Source organism: Acidovorax sp. GW821-FHT09B03, assembly GCF_059418305.1.
This window is the reverse complement of record NZ_JBWKPP010000003.1, coordinates 541042-560070: the sequence shown is the minus strand read 5'-3', so window position 1 is coordinate 560070 and position 19029 is coordinate 541042. Positions and strand designations below refer to the sequence as shown.

18 protein-coding genes and 5 tRNA genes are annotated in these 19029 nt (G+C 68.0%); 14 read left to right on the top strand and 9 right to left on the bottom strand.

The window, feature by feature from the left end; all coding sequences use genetic code 11:
- Positions 1 to 20: 20 nt before the first annotated feature.
- From AC07PA_RS09050 to AC07PA_RS09020, 7 genes are all read left to right on the top strand, one after another.
- The gene (locus tag AC07PA_RS09050) at positions 21 to 854 is read left to right on the top strand and encodes a hypothetical protein (RefSeq protein WP_494609159.1); all 834 of its coding nucleotides are present in this window, start codon (positions 21 to 23) and stop codon (positions 852 to 854) included.
- A 488-nt stretch (positions 855 to 1342) separates the two neighbouring features.
- Positions 1343 to 1419 (top strand) — tRNA-Leu (locus tag AC07PA_RS09045).
- A gap of 7 nt (positions 1420 to 1426) precedes the next feature.
- Positions 1427 to 1503: transfer RNA gene (locus AC07PA_RS09040), tRNA-Arg, on the top strand.
- A 62-nt stretch (positions 1504 to 1565) separates the two neighbouring features.
- Positions 1566 to 1639, top strand: a tRNA-Cys gene (locus AC07PA_RS09035).
- A gap of 25 nt (positions 1640 to 1664) precedes the next feature.
- A tRNA-His gene (locus tag AC07PA_RS09030) sits at positions 1665 to 1738 on the top strand.
- Between the two features lie 12 nt (positions 1739 to 1750).
- Positions 1751 to 1835: transfer RNA gene (locus AC07PA_RS09025), tRNA-Leu, on the top strand.
- 316 nt (positions 1836 to 2151) lie between these two features.
- Positions 2152 to 2775, top strand: a complete 624-nt coding sequence (locus AC07PA_RS09020) for a nitroreductase family protein (protein ID WP_007850014.1) — start codon at positions 2152 to 2154, stop codon at positions 2773 to 2775.
- A gap of 19 nt (positions 2776 to 2794) precedes the next feature.
- Here AC07PA_RS09020 and AC07PA_RS09015 read toward each other — a convergent pair whose 3' ends face one another.
- The gene (locus AC07PA_RS09015) at positions 2795 to 4042 is read right to left on the bottom strand and encodes an MFS transporter (protein WP_494609160.1); all 1248 of its coding nucleotides are present in this window, start codon (positions 4040 to 4042) and stop codon (positions 2795 to 2797) included.
- Positions 4043 to 4221: 179 nt separating this feature from the next.
- On the opposite strand from AC07PA_RS09015, the gene AC07PA_RS09010 reads away from it, so the two are divergent.
- Together AC07PA_RS09010 and AC07PA_RS09005 are read left to right on the top strand one after the other, a co-directional pair.
- Complete coding sequence (locus tag AC07PA_RS09010) at positions 4222 to 5118, top strand: LysR family transcriptional regulator (protein WP_494609248.1); 897 nt, start codon at positions 4222 to 4224, stop codon at positions 5116 to 5118.
- 150 nt (positions 5119 to 5268) lie between these two features.
- Positions 5269 to 6528: an Hsp70 family protein gene (locus AC07PA_RS09005; RefSeq protein WP_494609161.1), complete on the top strand. Its 1260-nt coding sequence runs from the start codon at positions 5269 to 5271 to the stop codon at positions 6526 to 6528.
- A gap of 4 nt (positions 6529 to 6532) precedes the next feature.
- Here the strand turns inward: AC07PA_RS09005 and rsmI are convergent, their stop codons facing one another.
- Positions 6533 to 7465: a 16S rRNA (cytidine(1402)-2'-O)-methyltransferase gene (gene rsmI, locus AC07PA_RS09000; protein ID WP_494609162.1), complete on the bottom strand. Its 933-nt coding sequence runs from the start codon at positions 7463 to 7465 to the stop codon at positions 6533 to 6535.
- On the opposite strand from rsmI, the gene AC07PA_RS08995 reads away from it, so the two are divergent.
- The 3 genes from AC07PA_RS08995 to AC07PA_RS08985 all read left to right on the top strand — a co-directional run bounded on the left by AC07PA_RS08995 (position 7465) and on the right by AC07PA_RS08985 (position 9254).
- A complete protein-coding gene (locus tag AC07PA_RS08995) occupies positions 7465 to 7884 on the top strand; it encodes a YraN family protein (RefSeq protein WP_035202263.1) in 420 nt (139 codons plus the stop codon). The genes rsmI and AC07PA_RS08995 overlap by 1 nt on opposite strands.
- A gap of 111 nt (positions 7885 to 7995) precedes the next feature.
- Positions 7996 to 8601 (top strand): SIS domain-containing protein, encoded by a 606-nt coding sequence (locus AC07PA_RS08990; protein ID WP_007849999.1) that lies wholly within the window; start codon positions 7996 to 7998, stop codon positions 8599 to 8601.
- The gene (locus tag AC07PA_RS08985) at positions 8598 to 9254 is read left to right on the top strand and encodes a BON domain-containing protein (RefSeq protein WP_007849996.1); all 657 of its coding nucleotides are present in this window, start codon (positions 8598 to 8600) and stop codon (positions 9252 to 9254) included. Before AC07PA_RS08990 ends, AC07PA_RS08985 begins: the two co-directional genes overlap by 4 nt.
- 124 nt (positions 9255 to 9378) lie before the next feature.
- On the opposite strand, the gene AC07PA_RS08980 is transcribed toward AC07PA_RS08985, so the two are convergent.
- The 4 genes from AC07PA_RS08980 to AC07PA_RS08965 all read right to left on the bottom strand — a co-directional run bounded on the left by AC07PA_RS08980 (position 9379) and on the right by AC07PA_RS08965 (position 13320).
- Positions 9379 to 10293: an NAD(P)-dependent oxidoreductase gene (locus tag AC07PA_RS08980; protein WP_494609163.1), complete on the bottom strand. Its 915-nt coding sequence runs from the start codon at positions 10291 to 10293 to the stop codon at positions 9379 to 9381.
- A 96-nt stretch (positions 10294 to 10389) separates the two neighbouring features.
- Entirely contained in the window at positions 10390 to 11526 is a 1137-nt protein-coding gene (locus AC07PA_RS08975) for a PilT/PilU family type 4a pilus ATPase (RefSeq protein WP_007855987.1), read from the bottom strand.
- Between the two features lie 43 nt (positions 11527 to 11569).
- Complete coding sequence (locus AC07PA_RS08970; protein WP_007855992.1) at positions 11570 to 12208, bottom strand: cyclic nucleotide-binding domain-containing protein; 639 nt, start codon at positions 12206 to 12208, stop codon at positions 11570 to 11572.
- A gap of 68 nt (positions 12209 to 12276) precedes the next feature.
- Positions 12277 to 13320, bottom strand: a complete 1044-nt coding sequence (locus AC07PA_RS08965; protein WP_007855993.1) for a type IV pilus twitching motility protein PilT — start codon at positions 13318 to 13320, stop codon at positions 12277 to 12279.
- A gap of 38 nt (positions 13321 to 13358) precedes the next feature.
- On the opposite strand from AC07PA_RS08965, the gene AC07PA_RS08960 reads away from it, so the two are divergent.
- The gene (locus tag AC07PA_RS08960; RefSeq protein ID WP_007855994.1) at positions 13359 to 14075 is read left to right on the top strand and encodes a YggS family pyridoxal phosphate-dependent enzyme; all 717 of its coding nucleotides are present in this window, start codon (positions 13359 to 13361) and stop codon (positions 14073 to 14075) included.
- Positions 14076 to 14085: 10 nt separating this feature from the next.
- On the opposite strand, the gene ltaE is transcribed toward AC07PA_RS08960, so the two are convergent.
- The 3 genes from ltaE to AC07PA_RS08945 all read right to left on the bottom strand — a co-directional run bounded on the left by ltaE (position 14086) and on the right by AC07PA_RS08945 (position 17230).
- A complete protein-coding gene (ltaE, locus tag AC07PA_RS08955; RefSeq protein WP_494609164.1) occupies positions 14086 to 15153 on the bottom strand; it encodes a low-specificity L-threonine aldolase in 1068 nt (355 codons plus the stop codon).
- 98 nt (positions 15154 to 15251) lie between these two features.
- The gene (locus AC07PA_RS08950; protein WP_494609165.1) at positions 15252 to 16493 is read right to left on the bottom strand and encodes a branched-chain amino acid ABC transporter substrate-binding protein; all 1242 of its coding nucleotides are present in this window, start codon (positions 16491 to 16493) and stop codon (positions 15252 to 15254) included.
- A gap of 89 nt (positions 16494 to 16582) precedes the next feature.
- A complete protein-coding gene (locus tag AC07PA_RS08945; RefSeq protein ID WP_494609166.1) occupies positions 16583 to 17230 on the bottom strand; it encodes a TetR/AcrR family transcriptional regulator in 648 nt (215 codons plus the stop codon).
- A gap of 154 nt (positions 17231 to 17384) precedes the next feature.
- Between AC07PA_RS08945 and AC07PA_RS08940 the strand changes: the two genes are divergently transcribed.
- Positions 17385 to 18995 (top strand): AMP-binding protein, encoded by a 1611-nt coding sequence (locus AC07PA_RS08940; protein WP_494609167.1) that lies wholly within the window; start codon positions 17385 to 17387, stop codon positions 18993 to 18995.
- Positions 18996 to 19029: the final 34 nt, after the last annotated feature.

Genomic DNA, 19029 nt, shown 5'->3' with positions numbered 1-19029 from the left:
CCTTTCCTAAGATGGCTGCCGTGCACACACCACCACCATCCCCAGACCCCTCCTCCTTTTCGCAGCCACCGGCGGGCGCGCTTGCGCAGGCGCTCGGCCTGCCGCTGTTCGAATCACCCTGGCACATGCCGCAATATCCCGAGGGGGCCGTGGGGCAGTGGCAACTGCGGCGCGGTGGCGTGGGCCTGGACCGCGGCTACCACAGTGGTCCCTGCGTCGTGGAGAATTCCGCCATCCTTCTGCGCAAGGGGGCCGGCGACCACTGGGAAACCTGGATGTCGCTCTCGCCGTTCGAGATCGAAAGCCAGGAATTGGCGTGCCGCCATGCGCATGGGCACACGGTCGTGATGGGACTGGGCATGGGCTGGGCCACGGCCAACATTGCGCTGCTGCCCACCGTGCACAAGGTCACGGTGGTGGAGCGCGACGCACAGGTGCTGGAACTGTTCGATCGGTGCCGCGTGCTTGCCGGCCTGCCGCCGTCGGCTGCACAGAAGGTGGAGCTGGTAGAGGCCGATGCCTTGGAGTGGCGACTTGCGCCGGACATGCCGCCCGTCGACTTCCTGTATGCCGACATCTGGCTGGGCATCGCTGAGCCGCGCATGCTGCCCGATGTGCAACGCATGCAGTCCCATGTCCAGGCGCGCGAGGTGTACTTCTGGGGGCAGGAGCTGGTGCTGGGGGCCCACGCGCGCAGGCGGGTGCCAACGGGGGAAGGACCTTCGTGGCCGCCGGCCCTGGAGGCAGCGGCCCATGCGACAGGCCTGCCGCTGCTCCAGCAGCCAGCAGGCCGCTATGCGGACTTCGTTGCCCGGGTGCTGCGGTTGCGCGAGGGCACTGCGCCTTGGCGCTGAAAACGGATGGTTTTCAAAATATTCTCACAAGGCTGTTGACTGCATAGTAAAGACTATTTACTATTGCTTCCATCGCGGTTTCGACCGCACCCCTTTTCAACTGATTGCCCTCCCACCAGGATTCCCCATGAACGCCGCCGCCACCCTCACCAGCCGCCGACCCGCACCGGGCCGGGCGCTCGTGCGCGTCGCTGTGCTTGCGCCGTGTACCGTCGTGTTGCGACTGTTGCCATGCCTGGCCGCGGATGTGCTGTGTGCGCATGGCCATGATGAGGATCGCTGGCCACCGGGTGGGGGGCGCGCTTAGGCGCATCACCTCCAAACTCTCTTCGCAGAGGCCCGGGCACCGCAAGGTTCCGGGCCTTTTTGTTCTCAACCGGGCGGCAAGCCGCTCCCATCAATTTCGTGTGTGTCGTCACCACACCGCCAGCAAGCAGCTGCGTGAGGGCACATCGGAAGTGGAGGGTTCTCCTTTTTTAAATCTCCAAGCCCCGGTGACGGAACCGGCATACGTGCTTGCCTTAGAAGCAAGATTTTGGGAGTTCGACTCTCCCCTGGGGCACCAATTTTTTCCCGCGTTAGCTCAATGGATCAGAGCACCTGCCTACGAAGCAGGGGGTTGCACGTTCGAGTCGTGCACGTGGGGCCATTTACCTGGGCCTTTTGGCGATCTTTTCGCGACCCTGAAAAGACCACCAACAGGCTCTCGAGGGTGCGGTAGCAAAGCGACCATGCAGCGGATTGCAAATCCGCAGACACCGGTTTGAATCCGGTCCGCACCTCCATCCATTTTCTGTATCCCTTTTCGTGGTGCGCGTAGCTCAATGGCAGAGCTGCGGGTTGTGATCCCGCCGACGACGGTTCGATTCCGTTCGTGCACCCCATTCTCCCTGCCTCTCTCCATGGCGCAATTGGCAGACGCACCAGCCTCAAACCCTGGCGCCTTCGGGCATGTCCGTTCGAATCGGACTGGAGAGACCAGCGCTTGCGTGGACCCGCGCGACAACACCCTGCCGCAAGTCCGGTGAAAGCCGTGCGTCCGGGCAGCGTCTGCAGACCCTGGTCTACGATAGGCGCTGTTCGCCAGCCCCGGCGGACGATGGCTCCCATGCCGCGCCATGGGGTGGGTTGTCCACCCCGGCGCCAGCCAGCCCCTGGGCACTGCCCGCGCGCGTCTCCCTGTCGTTTCGCGCCGGCTGTCGCCCCCAGGCCGCCCGCCGCCATGTCTCTCTTGCCATCGCTCGCGATGCCGACCGGCACCGGGGGCTCTCTCCCCGCCCTGATTGCAAAGGACACCATGTCTGTTTCCGATCCCTCCCACCCGGCCTTGTCCCAACCCCCGTTGTCTCCTGCGCAGCGCCATGCCATGGACCTGCTGCTCAGCCGGCAATCGCCGTGGCCCTTGGTCGAGCCGGCGCCCGATGCCGCCGCGCTGGACCTGGTGTTCGCCGCCGCGATGCGTGCCCCCGACCATGGGCAGCTGCGGCCCTGGCGCTTCGTCGTCGTGCGCGGCGAGGCGCGGTCTGCGCTGGGCCAGGTGTTCGCGCGCGCGGCCCGGGCCCGCGACCCCTATGACGATGGCGAGCGCTTTCGCGGGAAGGCCATGGCGGCACCGATGCTCGTGGCCCTGGTGGCGCATGTGAAGGTGCCGCACAAGGTGCCCGAGGGCGAGCAGGTGCTGGCCACCGGCGCTGCCGTGATGAACATGCTGAACGCCTTGCACATCCTGGGTTTCGGGGGCTTCTGGGCCACGGGTGCCAACTCCCATGACGACAGCGTGAAGGCGGCGCTCGGTCTGGGCGCCAGTGATCGCCTGCTGGGCTTTCTGTACATGGGCACGTCCAAGGACCGGCTGCCACCGCCCGCTCGCCTGGATGCGGGCGACTTCGTGCGCGAGTGGGTGCCACCCGGCACGGTGTAGCCAATGGCCGCGGTCTGCCTCAGGCGGCCCGGGCAGGGGCCCACAGGCGCACGGCCAGGGCCGCCAGGCTGGCTGCCGTGGCCAGCAGCGCCACGCCCATCCAGCCCCATTGGGCCAGCAGCAGGCTGCCCAGGGCCGCACCGGTCGCCATGCCGGTGAACATGCCCGCCATCAACACGGCATTGAGCCGGCTGCGGGCACCCGGGTCGATGCCATAGACCAGGGTCTGGTGCGCGATCAGCGCGGCCTGCACGCCGAGGTCGAAACCGATGGCGCACACCACCAGCAGGCACAACTGGGCGGTGGGGCACATCCAGGGTGCCAGCGCCATCGCGGCGAAGGACAGGGCGGCCAGGCCCGCGCCCAGGCGGGTGACGAGTTCCGGCCCGCGGCGATCGGCCAGCCGGCCAGCCAGGGGCGCCGCCAGTGCGCCGGCCGCACCGGCCAGGCCAAAGGCACCGGCGGCGGTACTGCCCAGGTGGAATGGTGCGCCATGCAACATCACCGCCAGCGTGGACCAGAAGGCGCTGAACCCCACCGAAAGCAGGCCTTGCGCCAGCGTGGCGCGCCGCAGGCCGGGATGGCGCTGCCACAGCGTGGCCAGCGAGGCCAGCAACTGGACATACGGCAGTTGGGTGGTGGGCTGAAAACGCGGCAGGCCGCGCCATGTGGCCAGGCCCATGGCCGCCACGCTGGCCGCTGCGGCCACAAACACGGTGCGCCAGCCGAACTGTTCTGCCACGAAGCCGCTGACCACGCGCGACAGCAAAATGCCCAGCAGCAGGCCGGTCATCACCGTGCCCACCACCTTGCCGCGGTGGGCGGCAGGCGCCAGCGTGGCGGCGGCGGGCACGATGTCCTGCGCCAGGGTGGCGGTGATGCCGATGGCCAGGCTGGCAGCCAGCAGCACGCCGATGGAGGGCGCTGCCGCGGCGAGCAGCAGCGCGCCCACCAGCGCGGTGGCCTTGGCGAGGATGATGCGGCGCCGGTCGAAGCGGTCCCCGAGCGGCGCGAGCAGCAGGATGCCCAGCGCATAACCGAGTTGCGTGAGCGTGGGTACCCATCCCACAGCCTGGCCGGGGGCGCCGATGTCCGCCCCCAGCACGCCCAGCATGGGCTGGCTGTAGTAGAGCGAGGCCACGCCCAGGCCGGCACCGGCGGCGAGCAGCAGCACCAGGGCGGCGGGAAGCGCCGGGGCCTGCGTTGCCGACCTGGGGCTGCCAGGCGCGATGCCGCTCAAGGCATCCGTTTTTTGCATGAAAAACATGGTGTTAACCCTTGGGAATGACCTGGGCGAAGTGTGATTCCTGCAGCGTTCTCTTGGTAGTAGGATGATTTGTACTTTGGATATACGCTGGACGCATGACAGCACCACCAGAAGCACAGTCCACCGGCGCGCCGCTCCAGGCAGGCTCCCGCAGCGCACTGGGCAATCGCCTGCAGTGGATGGAAACCTTTGTGCGCATCGTCGAAGCCGGCAGCCTGTCGGCCGCCGCGGCGCAGATGCACGCCACCCAGCCCACGGTGAGCCGCCGCCTGCAGGCGCTGGAACAGTCCCTGGGGGTGCGCCTGCTGCAGCGCACAACCCACACCATGCGCCTCACGGTGGATGGAGAGCGCTGCTACCAGCGGGCCAAGGAGCTGTTGGCGAACTGGGCGTCCTTCGAGGCCGACCTGCGCGGCGCGCAGGAAGAACCCGAAGGCACGCTGCGCGTGGCCATGCCGCATGCCTTCGGGCAGGAGATGTTCGTGGGGCCGCTGGCGCAGTTCCTGGGCGCGCACCCGCGCGTGTCGGTCGAATGGCTGCTCCAGGACGATGTGCGCGACTTCATCGGCGCGGGCATCGACTGCGCCATCCAGGTCGGTGAGCCGGCCGATCCGGCCGTGGTGGCCATCCGCCTGGCCGAGGTGCCGCGCATCGTGGTGTGCGCGCCTTCCTTGCTGGGTGCGGGCGGCGCCATTCCCCACGATCCAGACGGGCTGGCAGGGCTGCCCTGGCTGGCCCTGCAGACCTACTACCGCAATGAGCTGGCGCTGACCCATGCCGCCACAGGAGAAACGCGCCGCATTGCCTTTCGCCCGCGGATGAGCACCGACAGCCTGTATGCCCTGCGCAGTGCGGCAAAGCGGGGGCTCGGGGCCTGTGCGGGCTCGGCCTGGCTGATGCATCAGGAACTGGCCCAGGGGGCCCTGGTGCATCTGGCCCCCCAATGGCAGCCCGCGCCGTTGCCGATGTACCTGGTCTATCCGCATGCCCGCTTCTACCCGTCGCGCCTGCTGCGCTTCGTGTCCGCCATGCGCGCGGCGGTACCGGCCATGATCGCGCCGGCACCGACCCCCTGAGGCCGCCATGGGCGCCTGCCCCAGGGGCTTGCTGCGCCATGGCACAATCCCGCTCCCCTTGCGCAAGGCCCCGCCGCCTTCGCTCCGCGCGCACCCGGCTGCGCCGCTTTCGCTTTCTGTTCCTTGCTTCTTTCTCCCTCTTCGATCCCCATGCCCCTCCTGAAGGACACCACCCTCGGCATTGACTTTGGCACCTCCAACTCGGCCATGGCCGTGCGCCAGGGCCGCTCGCCCGCCCGCATGATCGCGCTGGAGGGGCAGGGTGTCACCTTGCCCACGGCGCTGTTCTTCAACGCCGAGGACCACCGCACGCACTTCGGCCGCGACGCCGTCGGCCAGTACCTGGCGGGCACCGAAGGGCGGCTGATGCGCTCGCTCAAGAGCCTGCTGGGCAGCGCGCTGCTGCAGGACAAGACGGCGGTGCACAACCAGCTCATGAGCTACCAGGACATCATCGGCCTGTTCCTGTGCATGCTGGCGGCCAAGGCCACCGAAGCCCTGGGCGCCATGCCGGCCCAGGTGATCATGGGGCGGCCCGTGCACTTCGTGGACGATGATCTGGCGCGCGACCAGCAGGCCGAGGAATCGCTGCGCAAGGCGGCACTGGACGCGGGTTTCCAGAACGTGTCCTTCCAGTTCGAGCCCATGGCCGCGGCGCTCGACTACGAGCAGCGCATCAGCCGCGAGTCGCTGGTGCTGGTGGTGGACATCGGCGGCGGCACCTCGGACTTCACCGTGGTGCGGCTGGGGCCCGAGCGCCTGGCGCTCGGTGCCGACCGTGCTGCCGACGTGCTGGCCACGACAGGCGTGCATGTGGGCGGCACCGACTTCGACCGGCGCCTGAGCCTGGAGCTGCTGATGCCGATGCTGGGCTATCGGCACCTGGGGCCGAGCGGGCGCGAAGTGCCCAACCGCGTGTTCTTCGACCTCTCGACCTGGCACCTGATCCAGTGGCTGTACGCGCCCAAGGCGCTGCGCGACGCCCAGAACCTGCGCACCGACTATGCCAACCAGCGCCTGCATGCGCGGCTGATGACGGTACTCAACGAGCGCCTGGGCCACCGCATGGCCAATACGGTGGAGCAGGCCAAGATCGCGGCCTCGCTGTCGGATGCCGCGGCCCCCATGGACCTGGGCTGGATCGAGCCCGCGCTGGACTCCGCTGTCACCCCCGAAGGGCTTGCGCAGCACCTGGCTTCGCCGCTGGAGCAGGTGGTGGCCTGCGCGCAGGAGTGCGTGCAGTTCGCCGGCCTCGCACCGCGCGGGCCGGATGCGATCTACCTGACCGGGGGCTCGTCCGCGCTGCGCCCGCTGCGCGAAGCTTTGCGCCGGGCCTTCCCGGAAACGCCCCAGGTCGAAGGCGATCTGTTCGGCGGCGTGGCGGCAGGCCTGGCGGTGTCGGGGCGCTGAGCTTTCAGCCCTCGGCGCCTTCCTTCTCGCCCTTTTTCCAGTCCAGCGCCGTGTCGTAGAGCACGTTGCGCGATGCGCCCGTGATCTCGGCGGCCAGGCGCACGGCGGTCTTGAGCGGCAGCTCGGCCAGCAGCAGGCGCAACACGCGCAGGCTTTCGCCGTCATCTGCGGCCACCGGAACGGGGTGCAGCAGCACCACGAATTCACCGCGCGAGCGCTGCGGTGCGCCGTCGAACCAGGCAGTGAGTGCCTGCGCAGGCTGGGTGGTGACTTCTTCGAACTGCTTGGTCAGCTCGCGCGCCAGGGTCACCGGGCGCTCGCCCAGCACCGCCAGGGCCTGTGCGAGCTCACCGATGCGGTGGGGCGCTTCGAGCAGCACCACGCAGCGTGCCTCGCCGGCCAGGTGCCCGATGGTGGCCGCGCGCTCGGCATTCTTTACCGGCAGGAAGCCCGCAAACACAAAGCCACCGTGCTCGGCACTGTGCGCCACCGCGCCGGCCACACTGAGTGCGGTGGTGATGCTGCTGGCGCCGGGCAGGGGCAGGGCGCGCAGGCCCGCGGCCTGCACGGCAGCCACCAGGCGGGCACCCGGGTCGCTCACGCCGGGGGTGCCGGCGTCGCTCACATAGGCCACGCGCTGGCCCTCGTGCAGCCGCTGCACCACGTTCTGCGCGGCCTCGGCTTCGTTGTGCTGGTGCACGGCGAGCAGCTGCGAGGCGCTTTTGTCGATGCCATAGGCGCGCAGCAGGGACTGGGTGTGGCGCGTGTCCTCGCAGGCCACGGTGTCGGCCAGCTGCAGGACGTGCAGCGCACGCAGGGTGATGTCGGCCAGGTTGCCGATGGGCGTGGCCACCACGTACAGGGCCCCCTGCGGATAATGCTGCGCAGCCGCTGCATCGCGCGCGGCGTCGAGGGCGGAAGCGAAAGAGGCGCTCAATGAAATTCCTTGGACTTGGAAAAAGGCAGGCCGCAGACAAGCCGGCGCCCGCCGTGGCTGGAAACACCACCCGGCAGCAGGGCGTGGTGGCGGAAGACCGCGCACTGGCGCACCTGCAGGCCGCCGGGTTGCGCCTGCTCACGCGCAATTATCGGACGCCCGGGCGCGGCGGGGGCGAGATCGACCTGGTGATGTGCGAGCGCGATGGCACCACCGTCTTCGTGGAAGTGCGCAGCCGTGCCAGCCAGGCCTTCGGCGGCGCCGGGGCGAGCATCGGCGCCGTCAAGCAGCAGCGCATCGTACTGGCGGCGCGGCACTACCTGATGCGCCTGGCTGCGCCACCGCCGTGCCGCTTTGACGTCGTGCTGGTCGAGGAAGCCCAGGTGCAATGGCTCAAGGCGGCGTTCGACGCGCAGTGAGCTGCAAAGTTCCCATCGGCGCCCGGGGCGCAACCCCCGGTGCAGCCTAAACCCTTTGCTACAAAATTTGCGGCAAAAGCTGTAACACGCGGCGGGTATCATCGGGCCTCCATGCTTGAGCAACGCATCCAACAGCACTTCATCGACAGCGCCGACCTGAAATACCAGGCGGCCCAGACCCTGAGCACCCCCATTGCTGCGGCAGTGCACGCCATGCTGGCCTGCGTGACCAGCGGCGGCAAGGTGCTGGCCTGCGGCAACGGCCCCTCGGCCGCCGAGGCGCAGCAGTTCGCCGCCTTCTGCGTGGCCGGCTTCGAGCGCGAGCGCCCCGAGCTGGCCGCCCTGGCCCTCACCGCCGACAGCACGCTGCTGACGGCCGGGCCGGGTGGCGCGCAGGACCAGGGCTCCCAGCAATTTGCCCGCCAGGTGCGGGCACTGGGCCAGGCGGGCGACCTGTTGCTGGCCCTGTCGGTCAGTGGCAACGAGGCCAACCTGCTGGCGGCGACCGAGGCCGCGCACGAGCGCGACATGACCGTGGTGGTGCTCACCGGCCGCAACGGCGGCCAGCTGGCAGCCGTGCTGCGCGAAACCGATGTGCTGATCAGCGTGCCGCATGACCGCGCCGCCCGCGTGCGCGAGGTCCACGCCCTGGTGCTGCACTGCCTGTGCGATGGCGTGGACGCCCAGTTACTTGGTGAACAGGAGATACCGCTATGAAGCAAACCATGAACCGCACCCTCTGCACGGCCCTGGCCGCTGCCGCCCTGGCAGCCGGCCTTTCGGCCTGCGCCCCGCTGATCGTCGGGGGCGCCGTGGTGGGCAGCATGATGGCTGTGGACCGCCGCACGACGGGCACCCAGGTCGAGGACGAAGGCATCGAGCTGCGCGCAGCCAACCGCATCCGCGAGGCGCTGGGCGACCGCGCCCATGTGAACGTGACCAGCTACAACCGCCAGGCCCTGCTGACCGGCGAAGTGGCCAGCGCCCAGGACCGCGAAACCGTCGAGCGCATCGTGACCGGCGTGGACAACGTGCGTTCGGTGGTCAATGACCTGGCCGTGCTGCCCAACACCTCGCTGGGCCAGCGCTCCAACGACACCGTCATCACCGGCAAGGTGCGCGCCAGCTTCGTCGACGCGGCCGATATCTCGGCCAACGCCTTCAAGGTGGTGACCGAGCGCAACATCGTCTACCTGATGGGCCGCGTCACCCAGCGCGAAGCCGGCCGCGCCACCGAGATCTCCCGTGGCGTGAGCGGCGTGAGCAAGGTCGTGCGCGTGTTCGAGATCGTCACCGAAGAAGAGCTGCGCCGCAACTCGCCGACCCCCGCGCCGGTCACCACCGACACCGCGCCCGCCCGATCGCTCTGATCCCTGACGGCGGCGGGACTTTCGCAACTGGCGCGACCAACACCAGCGCCCCCGTGCAAGGGCCGCCCCGCCGCACTGGGGGCGTCCCCCTCCGGGGGATGGCGCGAAGCGCCTCAGGGGGGCTTCACTTCAAGCGTTTGATCAGGCTCGACGTATCCCAGCGGTTGCCGCCCAGGCCCTGCACGTCGGCATAGAACTGGTCCACCAGCGCGGTGACGGGCACGCGCGAGCCGTTGCGGCGGGCCTCGTCGAGCACCAGGCCCAGGTCCTTGCGCATCCAGTCCACGGCAAAGCCGAAGTCGAACTTGTCGTCGACCATGGTCTTGCCGCGGTTGTCCATCTGCCAGCTCTGGGCGGCGCCCTTGCCGATCACGTCGAGCACCTGCTTCATGTCCAGGCCCGCGTTCTGGCCGAAGGCCACGGCCTCGGACAGGCCCTGCACCAGCCCGGCGATGCAGATCTGGTTGACCATCTTCGCCAGCTGGCCCGAGCCGCTGGCGCCCAGCAGCGTGAAGGCGCGTGCAAAGGCCAGGGCCACGGGGCGGACGGCATCGAAGGCAGCGGCATCGCCACCGCACATCACCGTGAGCTGGCCGTTCTGCGCACCCGCCTGGCCGCCCGACACTGGCGCATCGACGAACTGCAGGCCCGCGGCCTGGGCCGCAGCGTACAGCGCGCGCGCCACTTCGGCCGATGCCGTGGTGTGGTCCACGAAGATGGCGCCGGCCTGCATGCTCGCAAAGGCGCCGTCGGCACCGAGGGTGACCGAGCGCAGGTCGTCGTCATTGCCCACGCAGCAGAACACGATGTCGGCGCCTGCCGCGGCTTCGCGCGGGGTGGCGGCATGGCGCGGGGCCTTGCTGGTGGCGAACTCCTCGCACCAGGCGAGCGACTTGGCCGCAGTGCGGTTGTACACGGTGACTTCATGCCCGGCCAGGGCCAGGTGGCCGGCCATGGGGTAGCCCATCACGCCCAGGCCCAGGAAGGCGACCTTGCGGGAAGGGGTGGCGTCGTAGCTGCGGGGGTTGGTGCTTGGCATGGGAGGAAGAAAGGATGGGCTGGTCGGGAAGAAAAAAAGCCCGCCCAGAAGGGCGGGCGAGAGTGTGTGCGGTGGCTTCTGCGGCAGTCCGGGGCGTCAGACGATCGCGAAGTGCTCGGTGCCCTGGGCCAGGTCGGGCGACTTGGCGCGCTGGCTGTTGAGCTTGATCTGCAGGCGCAGGTCGTTGAGCGAGTCGGCGTTGCGCAGCGCGTCTTCGTAGCTGATCACATTCGCCTCGTAGGCGTCGAACAGCGCCTGGTCGAAGGTCTGCATGCCCAGGTTGCGGCTCTTCTTCATGATTTCCTTGATCTCGGAGACATCGCCCTTGAAGATCAGGTCCGAGATCAGCGGGGTGTTGAGCATGATCTCCACGGCCGCGGCACGGCCCTTGCCATCCTGCTTGGGGATCAGGCGCTGGGAGACCAGGGCACGCAGGTTCAGCGACAGGTCCATCAGCAGCTGCGCGCGGCGTTCTTCGGGGAAGAAGTTGATGATCCGGTCCAGCGCCTGGTTGGCGCTGTTGGCGTGCAGCGTGGCCAGACACAAGTGGCCGGTTTCGGCGAACGCCACGGCGTGCTCCATGGTCTCGCGGTCGCGGATTTCGCCCATCAAGATGACATCGGGCGCCTGGCGCAGCGTGTTCTTGAGGGCGGCTTCCCAGGTGTCGGTATCCAGGCCCACCTCGCGCTGCGTGACCACGCAGTTCTTGTGCGGGTGCACGAATTCGATCGGGTCCTCGACCGTGATGATGTGGCCGAAGGAGTTCTCGTTGCGCCAGTCCACCATGGCGGCCAGCGTGGTCGACTTGCCCGAGCCCGTGGCACCCACCAGGATGCACAGGCCGCGCTTGGTCATCGTCACTTCCTTGAGCACCTGCGGCACACCCAGGCCGTCGATGGTGGGCAGCGTGAGCGGAATCGTCCGCATCACCATGCCAACCTTGCCCTGCTGGATGAAGGCATTCACCCGGAAGCGGCCGATGCCGGCCGGCGAGATCGCGAAATTGCACTCCTTGGTGCGCTCGAAGTCCGCCACCTGCTTGTCGCTCATGACGGCTCGCGCCAGCGTGAGCGTGTGGGTGGGCGTGAGCGGCTGGGGCGACACCTTGGTCACCTTGCCGTCGACCTTGATGGCCGGTGGAAACTCTGCCGTGATGAACAAGTCGCTGCCATTGCGGCTGACCATCAGCTTGAGCAGGTCGTTGATGAATTTACTGGCCTGATCGCGTTCCATCAGAGTTTCTCCCTTGCGGTCCTGGTCTGCCGGACGGTCATTGTCATTTCTGGTTGCCGTCGCTCAGGCGGGCACTCACCACGCGCAGGCGCAACGACAGCTTGCGGGCCAGCAGCGCAATCAGGCTGGCAGCCAATTGGGGGTCCTTGGACATCATGTCGTCCATGGCTTCGGCGCTCAGCACGGCGATCTCGCAGTCGGTGAGCGTGGTACAGGCGGAGAAGCGGATACCGCTGTCCAACAGGGACATTTCGCCCAGGATGTCGCCGGGCCGCGTCTCGGCCAGGCGCAGGTGCTCGCCCCAGGGCTGCACACGGTCCACGGCAATGGTGCCAGTGAGCAGCACCACCATGAAGTTGCCGTACTCGTCCTGGCGGATCACGTCGCGGTTGGAGGGGATGGCGGCAAATTCGAAAAAGCGCTCCATGCGCTCCACGGCGTCCTTGTCCAGGTGGGCCATGTACTTGTCCTTGGCCCACAGCCCCTGCAGCAGCTTGCCGCCACGGCTCGTGGGCAGGCGCTTGGCGCCCACCTCCACGGCACGGGCCTCCCAGGGCACCAGCATGGAGTCGTCCACGCCCTGGCCGGCAAAGGCCGTCGAGAACAGCACCGAATCGGTGTTGTCCTCGGCCGGCTTGTTGCCGATCGACTTCATGCGCAGAAGGCCGAGAATGCCTTTCATAATTTGCTCCGAGTGCGGCGCGCTGCGCCGCAGTGTCTTCTGTCAGTGTGTGCTCACCCGTGCTGAGATCAGCCGGGGAAGTTTTCGGGGATCTTGGCCTTGCCGCGCGCTTCGGCCGGGCTGATGATGTTGCGGCGCACCATGTCGGTGAGGTTCTGGTCCAGCGTCTGCATGCCCACGCTGTTGCTGGTCTGGATGGTGGAGTACATCTGCGCCACCTTGGCCTCGCGGATCAGGTTGCGGATGGCGCTGGTGCCCAGCATGATCTCGTGCGCGGCGACGCGGCCCGAGCCGTCCTTGGTCTTGCACAGGGTCTGCGAGATCACGGCCTGCAGCGATTCGGAGAGCATCGCGCGGACCATTTCCTTTTCTTCGGCGGGGAACACGTCGATGATCCGGTCGATGGTCTTGGCGGCGCTCGAGGTGTGCAGCGTGCCAAAGACCAAGTGGCCGGTTTCCGCCGCCGTCATGGCCAGGCGGATGGTTTCCAGGTCGCGCATTTCACCCACCAGGATGGCGTCCGGGTCTTCGCGCAGTGCGGATTTCAGCGCGGCGGCGAAGGACAGCGTCATCGGGCCGACTTCGCGCTGGTTGATCAGGCACTTCTTGGACTCGTGCACGAACTCGATCGGGTCTTCCACCGTGAGGATGTGGCCGTACTCGGTTTCGTTGAGGTAGTTGACCATGGCCGCCAGCGTCGTGGACTTGCCCGAGCCGGTCGGCCCGGTCACCAGCACCAGGCCACGCGGCTTCAGGGCCAGGTCGCCGAAGATCTTGGGGGCATTGAGCTGCTCCAGCGTCAGGATCTTGCTCGGAATGGTCCGGAACACGGCGGCGGCGCCGCGGTTCTGGTTGAATGCGTTGACGCGGAAACGCGCCAGGCCTTCGATTTCGAACGAGAAGTCGACTTCCAGAAATTCCTCATAGGTCTTTCGCTGGGAGTCGCTCATGATGTCGTACACCATGCCGTGGACCGTTTTGTGGTCCAGCGCGTCCACGTTGATGCGGCGCACATCCCCGTGGACCCGGATCATGGGCGGCAGACCTGCGGAGAGGTGCAGGTCGGAAGCCTTGTTCTTGACGCTGAACGCCAGCAGCTGGGTAATGTCCACGGGATCCCCTCTATCGTTTGGTACGCTTGCCAATCATTATGACCACGATTGATAACAACCTCCAACAGGTTATGGGCAGGATTGCACAGGCCTGCGCCGCAGCCGGGCGCGATCCGGCCGGGGTGGCGCTGCTGGCGGTTTCCAAGACCTTCGGTTCCGACGCGGTGGCCGAGGCCGTGGCCGCGGGCCAGCGGGCCTTTGGCGAAAACTACATCCAGGAGGGCGTGGAGAAGGTGGTCGCCCTGCGCCAGCTATCGCCCGCCAGCCTGCAATGGCACTGCATCGGGCCCATCCAGAGCAACAAGACGCGCCTGGTGGCCGAACACTTCGACTGGGCACACACGGTGGACCGGTTGAAGATCGCCGAGCGCCTGTCGGCCCAGCGCCCGGAACACTTGGCACCGCTGCAGGTGTGCATCCAGGTCAACGTGGACGGTGGCGATACCAAGGCCGGCGTGCCGCCGCAAGAGGCCCTGGCCCTGGTGCAAGCTGTGGCTAAACTGCCACGGCTTGCGGTGCGCGGGCTCATGAGCATCCCCGACCATGCGCCGGATTTCGAGACCCAGAAGGAACTGCACCTGCGCGCCCAGCACCTTTTCCTGCAAATCCAGGCCAGCGGCGTGCCCGGCCTGGCGGGTTTCGACACCCTGTCGATGGGCATGACGGCCGACCTCGAGGCCGCAATCCACGCCGGCAGCACCCTGGTGCGGGTCGGCACCGGCATCTTCGGCGGGCGGGTGTACCCCGCTGCCTGAAGCCGGGGGCTCAGCCGCCGGTGAAGATGGCCACGCAATCGAGCGCGGCCTTGATGTCGGCGTCGCTGACGTCGAGGTGGGTCACCCAGCGCAGCCGGGTCTGGCCCGCGTAGAGGCCGCTGGTCACGCGCACGCCGTGCTGCGCCAGCCAGGCCGTGAAGGCGGGGGCGACCTCCGTGTGCAGGTCGGTGAACAAAATGTTGGTCTGCCAGGGGTGGACGGTGATCTTGCCCTGGAGCACGGGATGGCTGCGGTTGGCCTCGGCCAGGCCCTCGGCCAGCCGGGCCAGGCGGGCGTGGTCGTCGGCCATTCGGCGCACGTGGTGTTCCAGCGCATAGCGGCCGGCCGCGGCCAGCACGCCGGCCTGGCGCATGCCGCCGCCCAGGATCTTGCGCGTGCGGCGCGCCTGGCGGATGAAATCCTGGCTGCCCAGCACCAGCGAGCCGATGGGGGCGCCCAGCCCCTTGCTCAGGCACAGCGAGGCCGAGTCGAAATGGCTGCACAGGGCGCGGGCTTCGTCGTACACGTCGCTGCCTGCCCGGGCGGCATTGGCCGTGGCAGCGTTGAACATGCGTGCGCCATCCAGGTGCATGGCCAGGCCGCGCTGGCGTGCCAGGACCGAGACCTCGGCCACATAGGCCGGGGGCAGCACCTGGCCGCCCGTGGTGTTCTCCAGCACCACCAGGCGGGTGCGCGCGAAGTGCGGGTCGTCGGGCTTGATGGCGGCCGCGATGTCGGCCAGGCGCAGCGTGCCGTCGGGCTGGGTCTCCACGGGCTGGGGCTGGATGGAGCCCAGCACCGCCATGCCGCCGGCCTCCCAGCGGTAGGTGTGCCAGCTCTGGCCGACGATGGCCTCGTCACCGCGCTGGCAGTGGCCCCACAGGGCGATCAGGTTGGTCTGCGTGCCCGAGGGGGCGAACAGTGCGGCCTCGAAACCCAGCAGCTGTGCTGCGTAGTCCTGCAGCGCGTTCACGGAAGGGTCGTCACCGAACACATCGTCGCCCAGCGGGGCATCGAACATGGCCGCGCGCATGGCGGGCGTGGGCTGGGTGACGGTGTCGCTGCGAAAGTCGGGCATGGGGCGGTTTCCTCGGGTTCTGGGCTATGGCCGCCATGGTAGCCGCGGCCCATGGCAGTTGCTGCCGTACGGGCAAGCCGGGCGCCCCCGGCCTGTACTCAAGGCCTGGCCATCTTGCACTCCGTGCCCTGGGCCAGTTCGTTGCCGGTGTAGACGGCATCGGTGCGAAAGCCGTAGTTCGTGCCTTCCCAGCCGGTCTTCACGGCCTTGCCGTCCACCGGGGTGATGGTGTTGACCACCTGGGGCAGCAGCAGCTGGTGGTCTTCGCCGCGCATGCGAATCGGGCCGACCACGGTGTCCACGGTCAGGTCTTCGAGCGCGCGGGCCACCTTCACCGGGTCGGTCGACTGGGCCTTGTGGATGGCGGCGGCCAGGAAGCGCGGCGTCATGTCGATGCGCGGCGCGAGGAAGTCCTTGCCGGTCTTGGCCTTGTAGGCCTTGGCCAGGGCATCCGTCCTGGCGCTGTCGGCCTGGCCCGGGTGCCATTCGGCCACCCAGGTCAGCTGGCCGAGTTTGGCCTGCGAGACAGCCAGCACGGTGCCGGGCACCGCGCCGGCGCTGTGGTTGAAGTAGCGCAGGTTGTAGCCCGCATCGCCAGCGGCCTTGAGCAGCAGCACCATGTCCTGCCCCCAGTTGCCGGTGATGACCGAATCGGCCTCGCTGCCCTTGACCTTGGACACATAGGGCGAAAAGTCCTTGACGCGGCCGATGGGGTGCAGGCTTTCGCCGACGAACTGGATGTCGGGCCGGGCCAGGCCCACCATCTCGCGGCCATAGTGCGCCCACTGCTTGCCGTGCGCGTAATCCTGGTTGAGCAGGAACACCTTCTTGATGTCCGGTTGCTTCTTGATGTAGTTGGCGATGGCCTTCATCTTCATGGCCGTGTTGGCATCGAACTGGAAATGCCAGAAGCTGCAGGCTTTGCCCGTGAGTTCGGGGTCGATGGAGGAGTGGTTGAGCACCAGGATCTCCTTGCCCGGGTTGCGCTGGTTGTGGCGCGCAGCCGCCTGCACCAGCGCCGTGACCACGGACGAGCCCGAGCCGCCCGTGACGATGGCGCGCGCGCCCTGGTCGATGGCTGCCTGCAGCGCGCTCTGGCTCTCCTGGGCCGAGAGCTTGCTGTCGAACTGCAGCAGCTGCAGCTTGACCCCCTTGAGCACGCCGCCCTTGGCGTTGATGTCCTCGATGGCGTACTGCGTGTGGGTGAGCATGAGCTCGCCCACATTGGCGAACGGACCCGAGAGCGGGTCGATGTAGGCGACCTTGAAGGTCTCCTGCGCCAGCGCCGGGGCGGCGGCGCACAGCAGGGCCGCGCCGGCGGCCACGGGCTTCGTCGTCATCAGGGAACGCAAAAGGCGGTGCATGCGGGTCTCGCTTTCTTGTGTTCTGGAAAAACGGTGGGCGCCGGGGGCCTGATGGGGGCGGGGGCTCAGTGCGCAGCCCGGCGCCGGGTGCGCAGGCCCAGCACCCGGTAGGCCAGGGTGGCCAGCTCCCGTGCCACCCCGTCGGCCGGCAGGCGACCATTTGGCCTGTACCAGTTGTAGAGAAAGCCTGGCAGGCTGCAGGCCGCCAGGGCCGTGATCTTGGTGTCGTTGAACTCGAACATGCCGTCCCGTCGGCCCTCTTCGAGCAGGGCGCAGAGCCGGTCGTAGAAATGGTTGGCCAGCTGCTTTTGCGCCGCCAGGTACTCGGGGCGGTAGACCTGGGGTTCGCGGTAGGGGAAAAAGGCCGCCGGGTGGTGCGCGAGCGTGGCGTGGATCAGCCGCTCGATGCCTGCGGTCACCTTCTCGTGCGCGGGGCGGGTGTCGCCCTCGGCGAAATCCATGGCCGTGAAGCAGGCCACGGCGGGCGTCCAGCACAGGGTCTCGAAGATCTCCTGCTTGTTGCGGAAGTAGTAGTAGACAAAGGGCTTGGTCACGCCCAGCTTCTGCACGATCTGCTCGATGGTGGTGTTGGCATAGCCCTGGGCGTCGAACAGCGCTTCGGCGGCGCGCAGGATGCGCTCGCGCTTCTCGTCCGACCCGGCCGTGGCGGCCTTTTGCCGGCCAGTGGCCTGCACGGGAACCTGCTGGTTCATCGGTGTCCTTTGCGCGACGGTTGATTTATACCCATGGGTAGCATTGTTCTACCCACGGGTATATATTGGCAAGACGCTGGCGGGTGGGGCGCCCTATCGAAAACCCTTGGATGCCCCCGTGAACCAGCGATTGCAGACACCTTGGAGACAACGCATGCCCGATACCGCAACGCCGCTGCTGCCGCTGCACGAACACCTGCGCCGCCATGCGCGCGCCACTCCCGACCGGACCGCCTACCTCTGGTACGGCCGGCCCATCACCTGGGCCGAGATCGATGCGGCCAGCGACGCCTTCGCTGCGCGGCTGCAGGCGCTCGGGGTGCGCCAGGGCGAGCCGGTGGCGCTGTTCATGAACAACTGCCCGCAGTACGTGATGGCGCACTACGGCATCCAGAAGATCGGCGCCATCGTCTGCCCCTGCGGGCCGCTCAACAAGGAGCACGAGCTGCAGTACCAGCTGTCGGACCTGAAGGCCCGCGTGATCGTGGCGGCCGATGTGCTGCTGCCCGTGGTCGACAAGGTGCGCGCGACGACGGACCTGGCCCATGTCTTCGCCGTGCGCTATGGCGAGCTGCTTCCCGACGCCCCCAGCATCGACGTGCCGGCCGAGCTGCTGGCCATGCAGGCGGCGTCGGCTCCCGTGCCCCAGGGCTGCGAGGACTTCATGGCCGTGGCGCGCGCGGGTGGCACGCCCGTCCCGGTGGCCATCGGCATGGACGACGTGGCGCTGATGACCTACACCTCGGGCACCACGGGCCTGCCCAAGGGCGCCATGCTGACCTATGGCAATGCCAGCTTCAAGACCGCCGCATCGGCCGAATGCAACGGTGCGCGCGGCGACGACGTGCTGCTGGACGTGGCGCCGCTGTACCACATCGCCGGCATGGTGATGGGCGTGAACCTGCCCATCTACACCGGGGCCACGACGGTGCTGCTGTACCGCTTCGACCCCCTGGGCATTGCCCAGGCGCTCGAGCGCCACCGGGTGAGCTGGTGGTACAGCATCGCGCCCATGAACGGCGCCCTCATGCAGGTGCCCGGCGCACGGGCCATGGACTGGAGCGCGCTGCGCAGGAACCCCGTCACGAGCTTCGGCATCACCTTCACCGAGGCGCTGGCGCAGCAGTGGAAGGAGTTTGCCCCGAACTGCACCTCGTTCGAGGCGTCCTACGGCCTGTCGGAGACGCACACGGTGGACACCTACATGCCGCACGATGCGATCCGCTGGGGCGCGCACGGCAAGCCCGTTCCGGGCAACACCATCCGCATCATCGACCCGGAGACCGGCGCGCCGCTGCCGGCCGGCGAGGTCGGCGAGATCACCATCCATGGGCCTGGCAACTTCAAGGGCTACTGGAACAAGCCCGACGCCACGGCGCAGACCCTGCGCAATGGCTGGGTGCACACCGGCGACATGGGGCGCATGGATGCCGACGGCTACCTGACCTTCATCGGCCGCTTCAAGGAGATGATCAAGGTCTCGGGCTACAGCGTGTTTCCCGAAGAGGTCGAGACCCTGCTCATCAAGCACCCCGCGGTGGCGCAGGCCGCCGTGATCGGCGTGGCCGATGCCGAGAAGGGCGAGGTGGTGCGCGCCTTCATCGTGACGAAGCCCGGCCAGGAGGTGGATGCCGCCACCCTGGTGGCCTGGGCACGCGAGAACATGGCGCCCTACAAGACCCCGCGCGAGGTGCGTTTCATCGATGCGCTGCCCGCCACGGGCGCCGGCAAGGTGCTGCGCCGCCTGCTGCGCGACATTCCCTGAAACCGTCTGCAAGAACGACTCCGATGAATTCACC

Coding starts and splice junctions, on each gene's coding strand:
- ltaE (WP_494609164.1), bottom strand. CDS start 15,153: ATGCCCGACTTTCGCAGCGACACCGTCACCCAGCCCACGCCCGCCATG.
- AC07PA_RS08950 (WP_494609165.1), bottom strand. CDS start 16,493: ATGACGACGAAGCCCGTGGCCGCCGGCGCGGCCCTGCTGTGCGCCGCC.
- AC07PA_RS08990 (WP_007849999.1), top strand. CDS start 7,996: ATGCTTGAGCAACGCATCCAACAGCACTTCATCGACAGCGCCGACCTG.
- AC07PA_RS09010 (WP_494609248.1), top strand. CDS start 4,222: ATGGAAACCTTTGTGCGCATCGTCGAAGCCGGCAGCCTGTCGGCCGCC.
- AC07PA_RS08960 (WP_007855994.1), top strand. CDS start 13,359: ATGACCACGATTGATAACAACCTCCAACAGGTTATGGGCAGGATTGCA.
- AC07PA_RS09020 (WP_007850014.1), top strand. CDS start 2,152: ATGTCTGTTTCCGATCCCTCCCACCCGGCCTTGTCCCAACCCCCGTTG.
- AC07PA_RS08970 (WP_007855992.1), bottom strand. CDS start 12,208: ATGAAAGGCATTCTCGGCCTTCTGCGCATGAAGTCGATCGGCAACAAG.
- AC07PA_RS09015 (WP_494609160.1), bottom strand. CDS start 4,042: ATGTTTTTCATGCAAAAAACGGATGCCTTGAGCGGCATCGCGCCTGGC.
- AC07PA_RS08980 (WP_494609163.1), bottom strand. CDS start 10,293: ATGCCAAGCACCAACCCCCGCAGCTACGACGCCACCCCTTCCCGCAAG.
- AC07PA_RS08975 (WP_007855987.1), bottom strand. CDS start 11,526: ATGGAACGCGATCAGGCCAGTAAATTCATCAACGACCTGCTCAAGCTG.
- AC07PA_RS08945 (WP_494609166.1), bottom strand. CDS start 17,230: ATGAACCAGCAGGTTCCCGTGCAGGCCACTGGCCGGCAAAAGGCCGCC.
- AC07PA_RS08995 (WP_035202263.1), top strand. CDS start 7,465: ATGAAATTCCTTGGACTTGGAAAAAGGCAGGCCGCAGACAAGCCGGCG.
- AC07PA_RS09005 (WP_494609161.1), top strand. CDS start 5,269: ATGCCCCTCCTGAAGGACACCACCCTCGGCATTGACTTTGGCACCTCC.
- AC07PA_RS08940 (WP_494609167.1), top strand. CDS start 17,385: ATGCCCGATACCGCAACGCCGCTGCTGCCGCTGCACGAACACCTGCGC.
- AC07PA_RS08985 (WP_007849996.1), top strand. CDS start 8,598: ATGAAGCAAACCATGAACCGCACCCTCTGCACGGCCCTGGCCGCTGCC.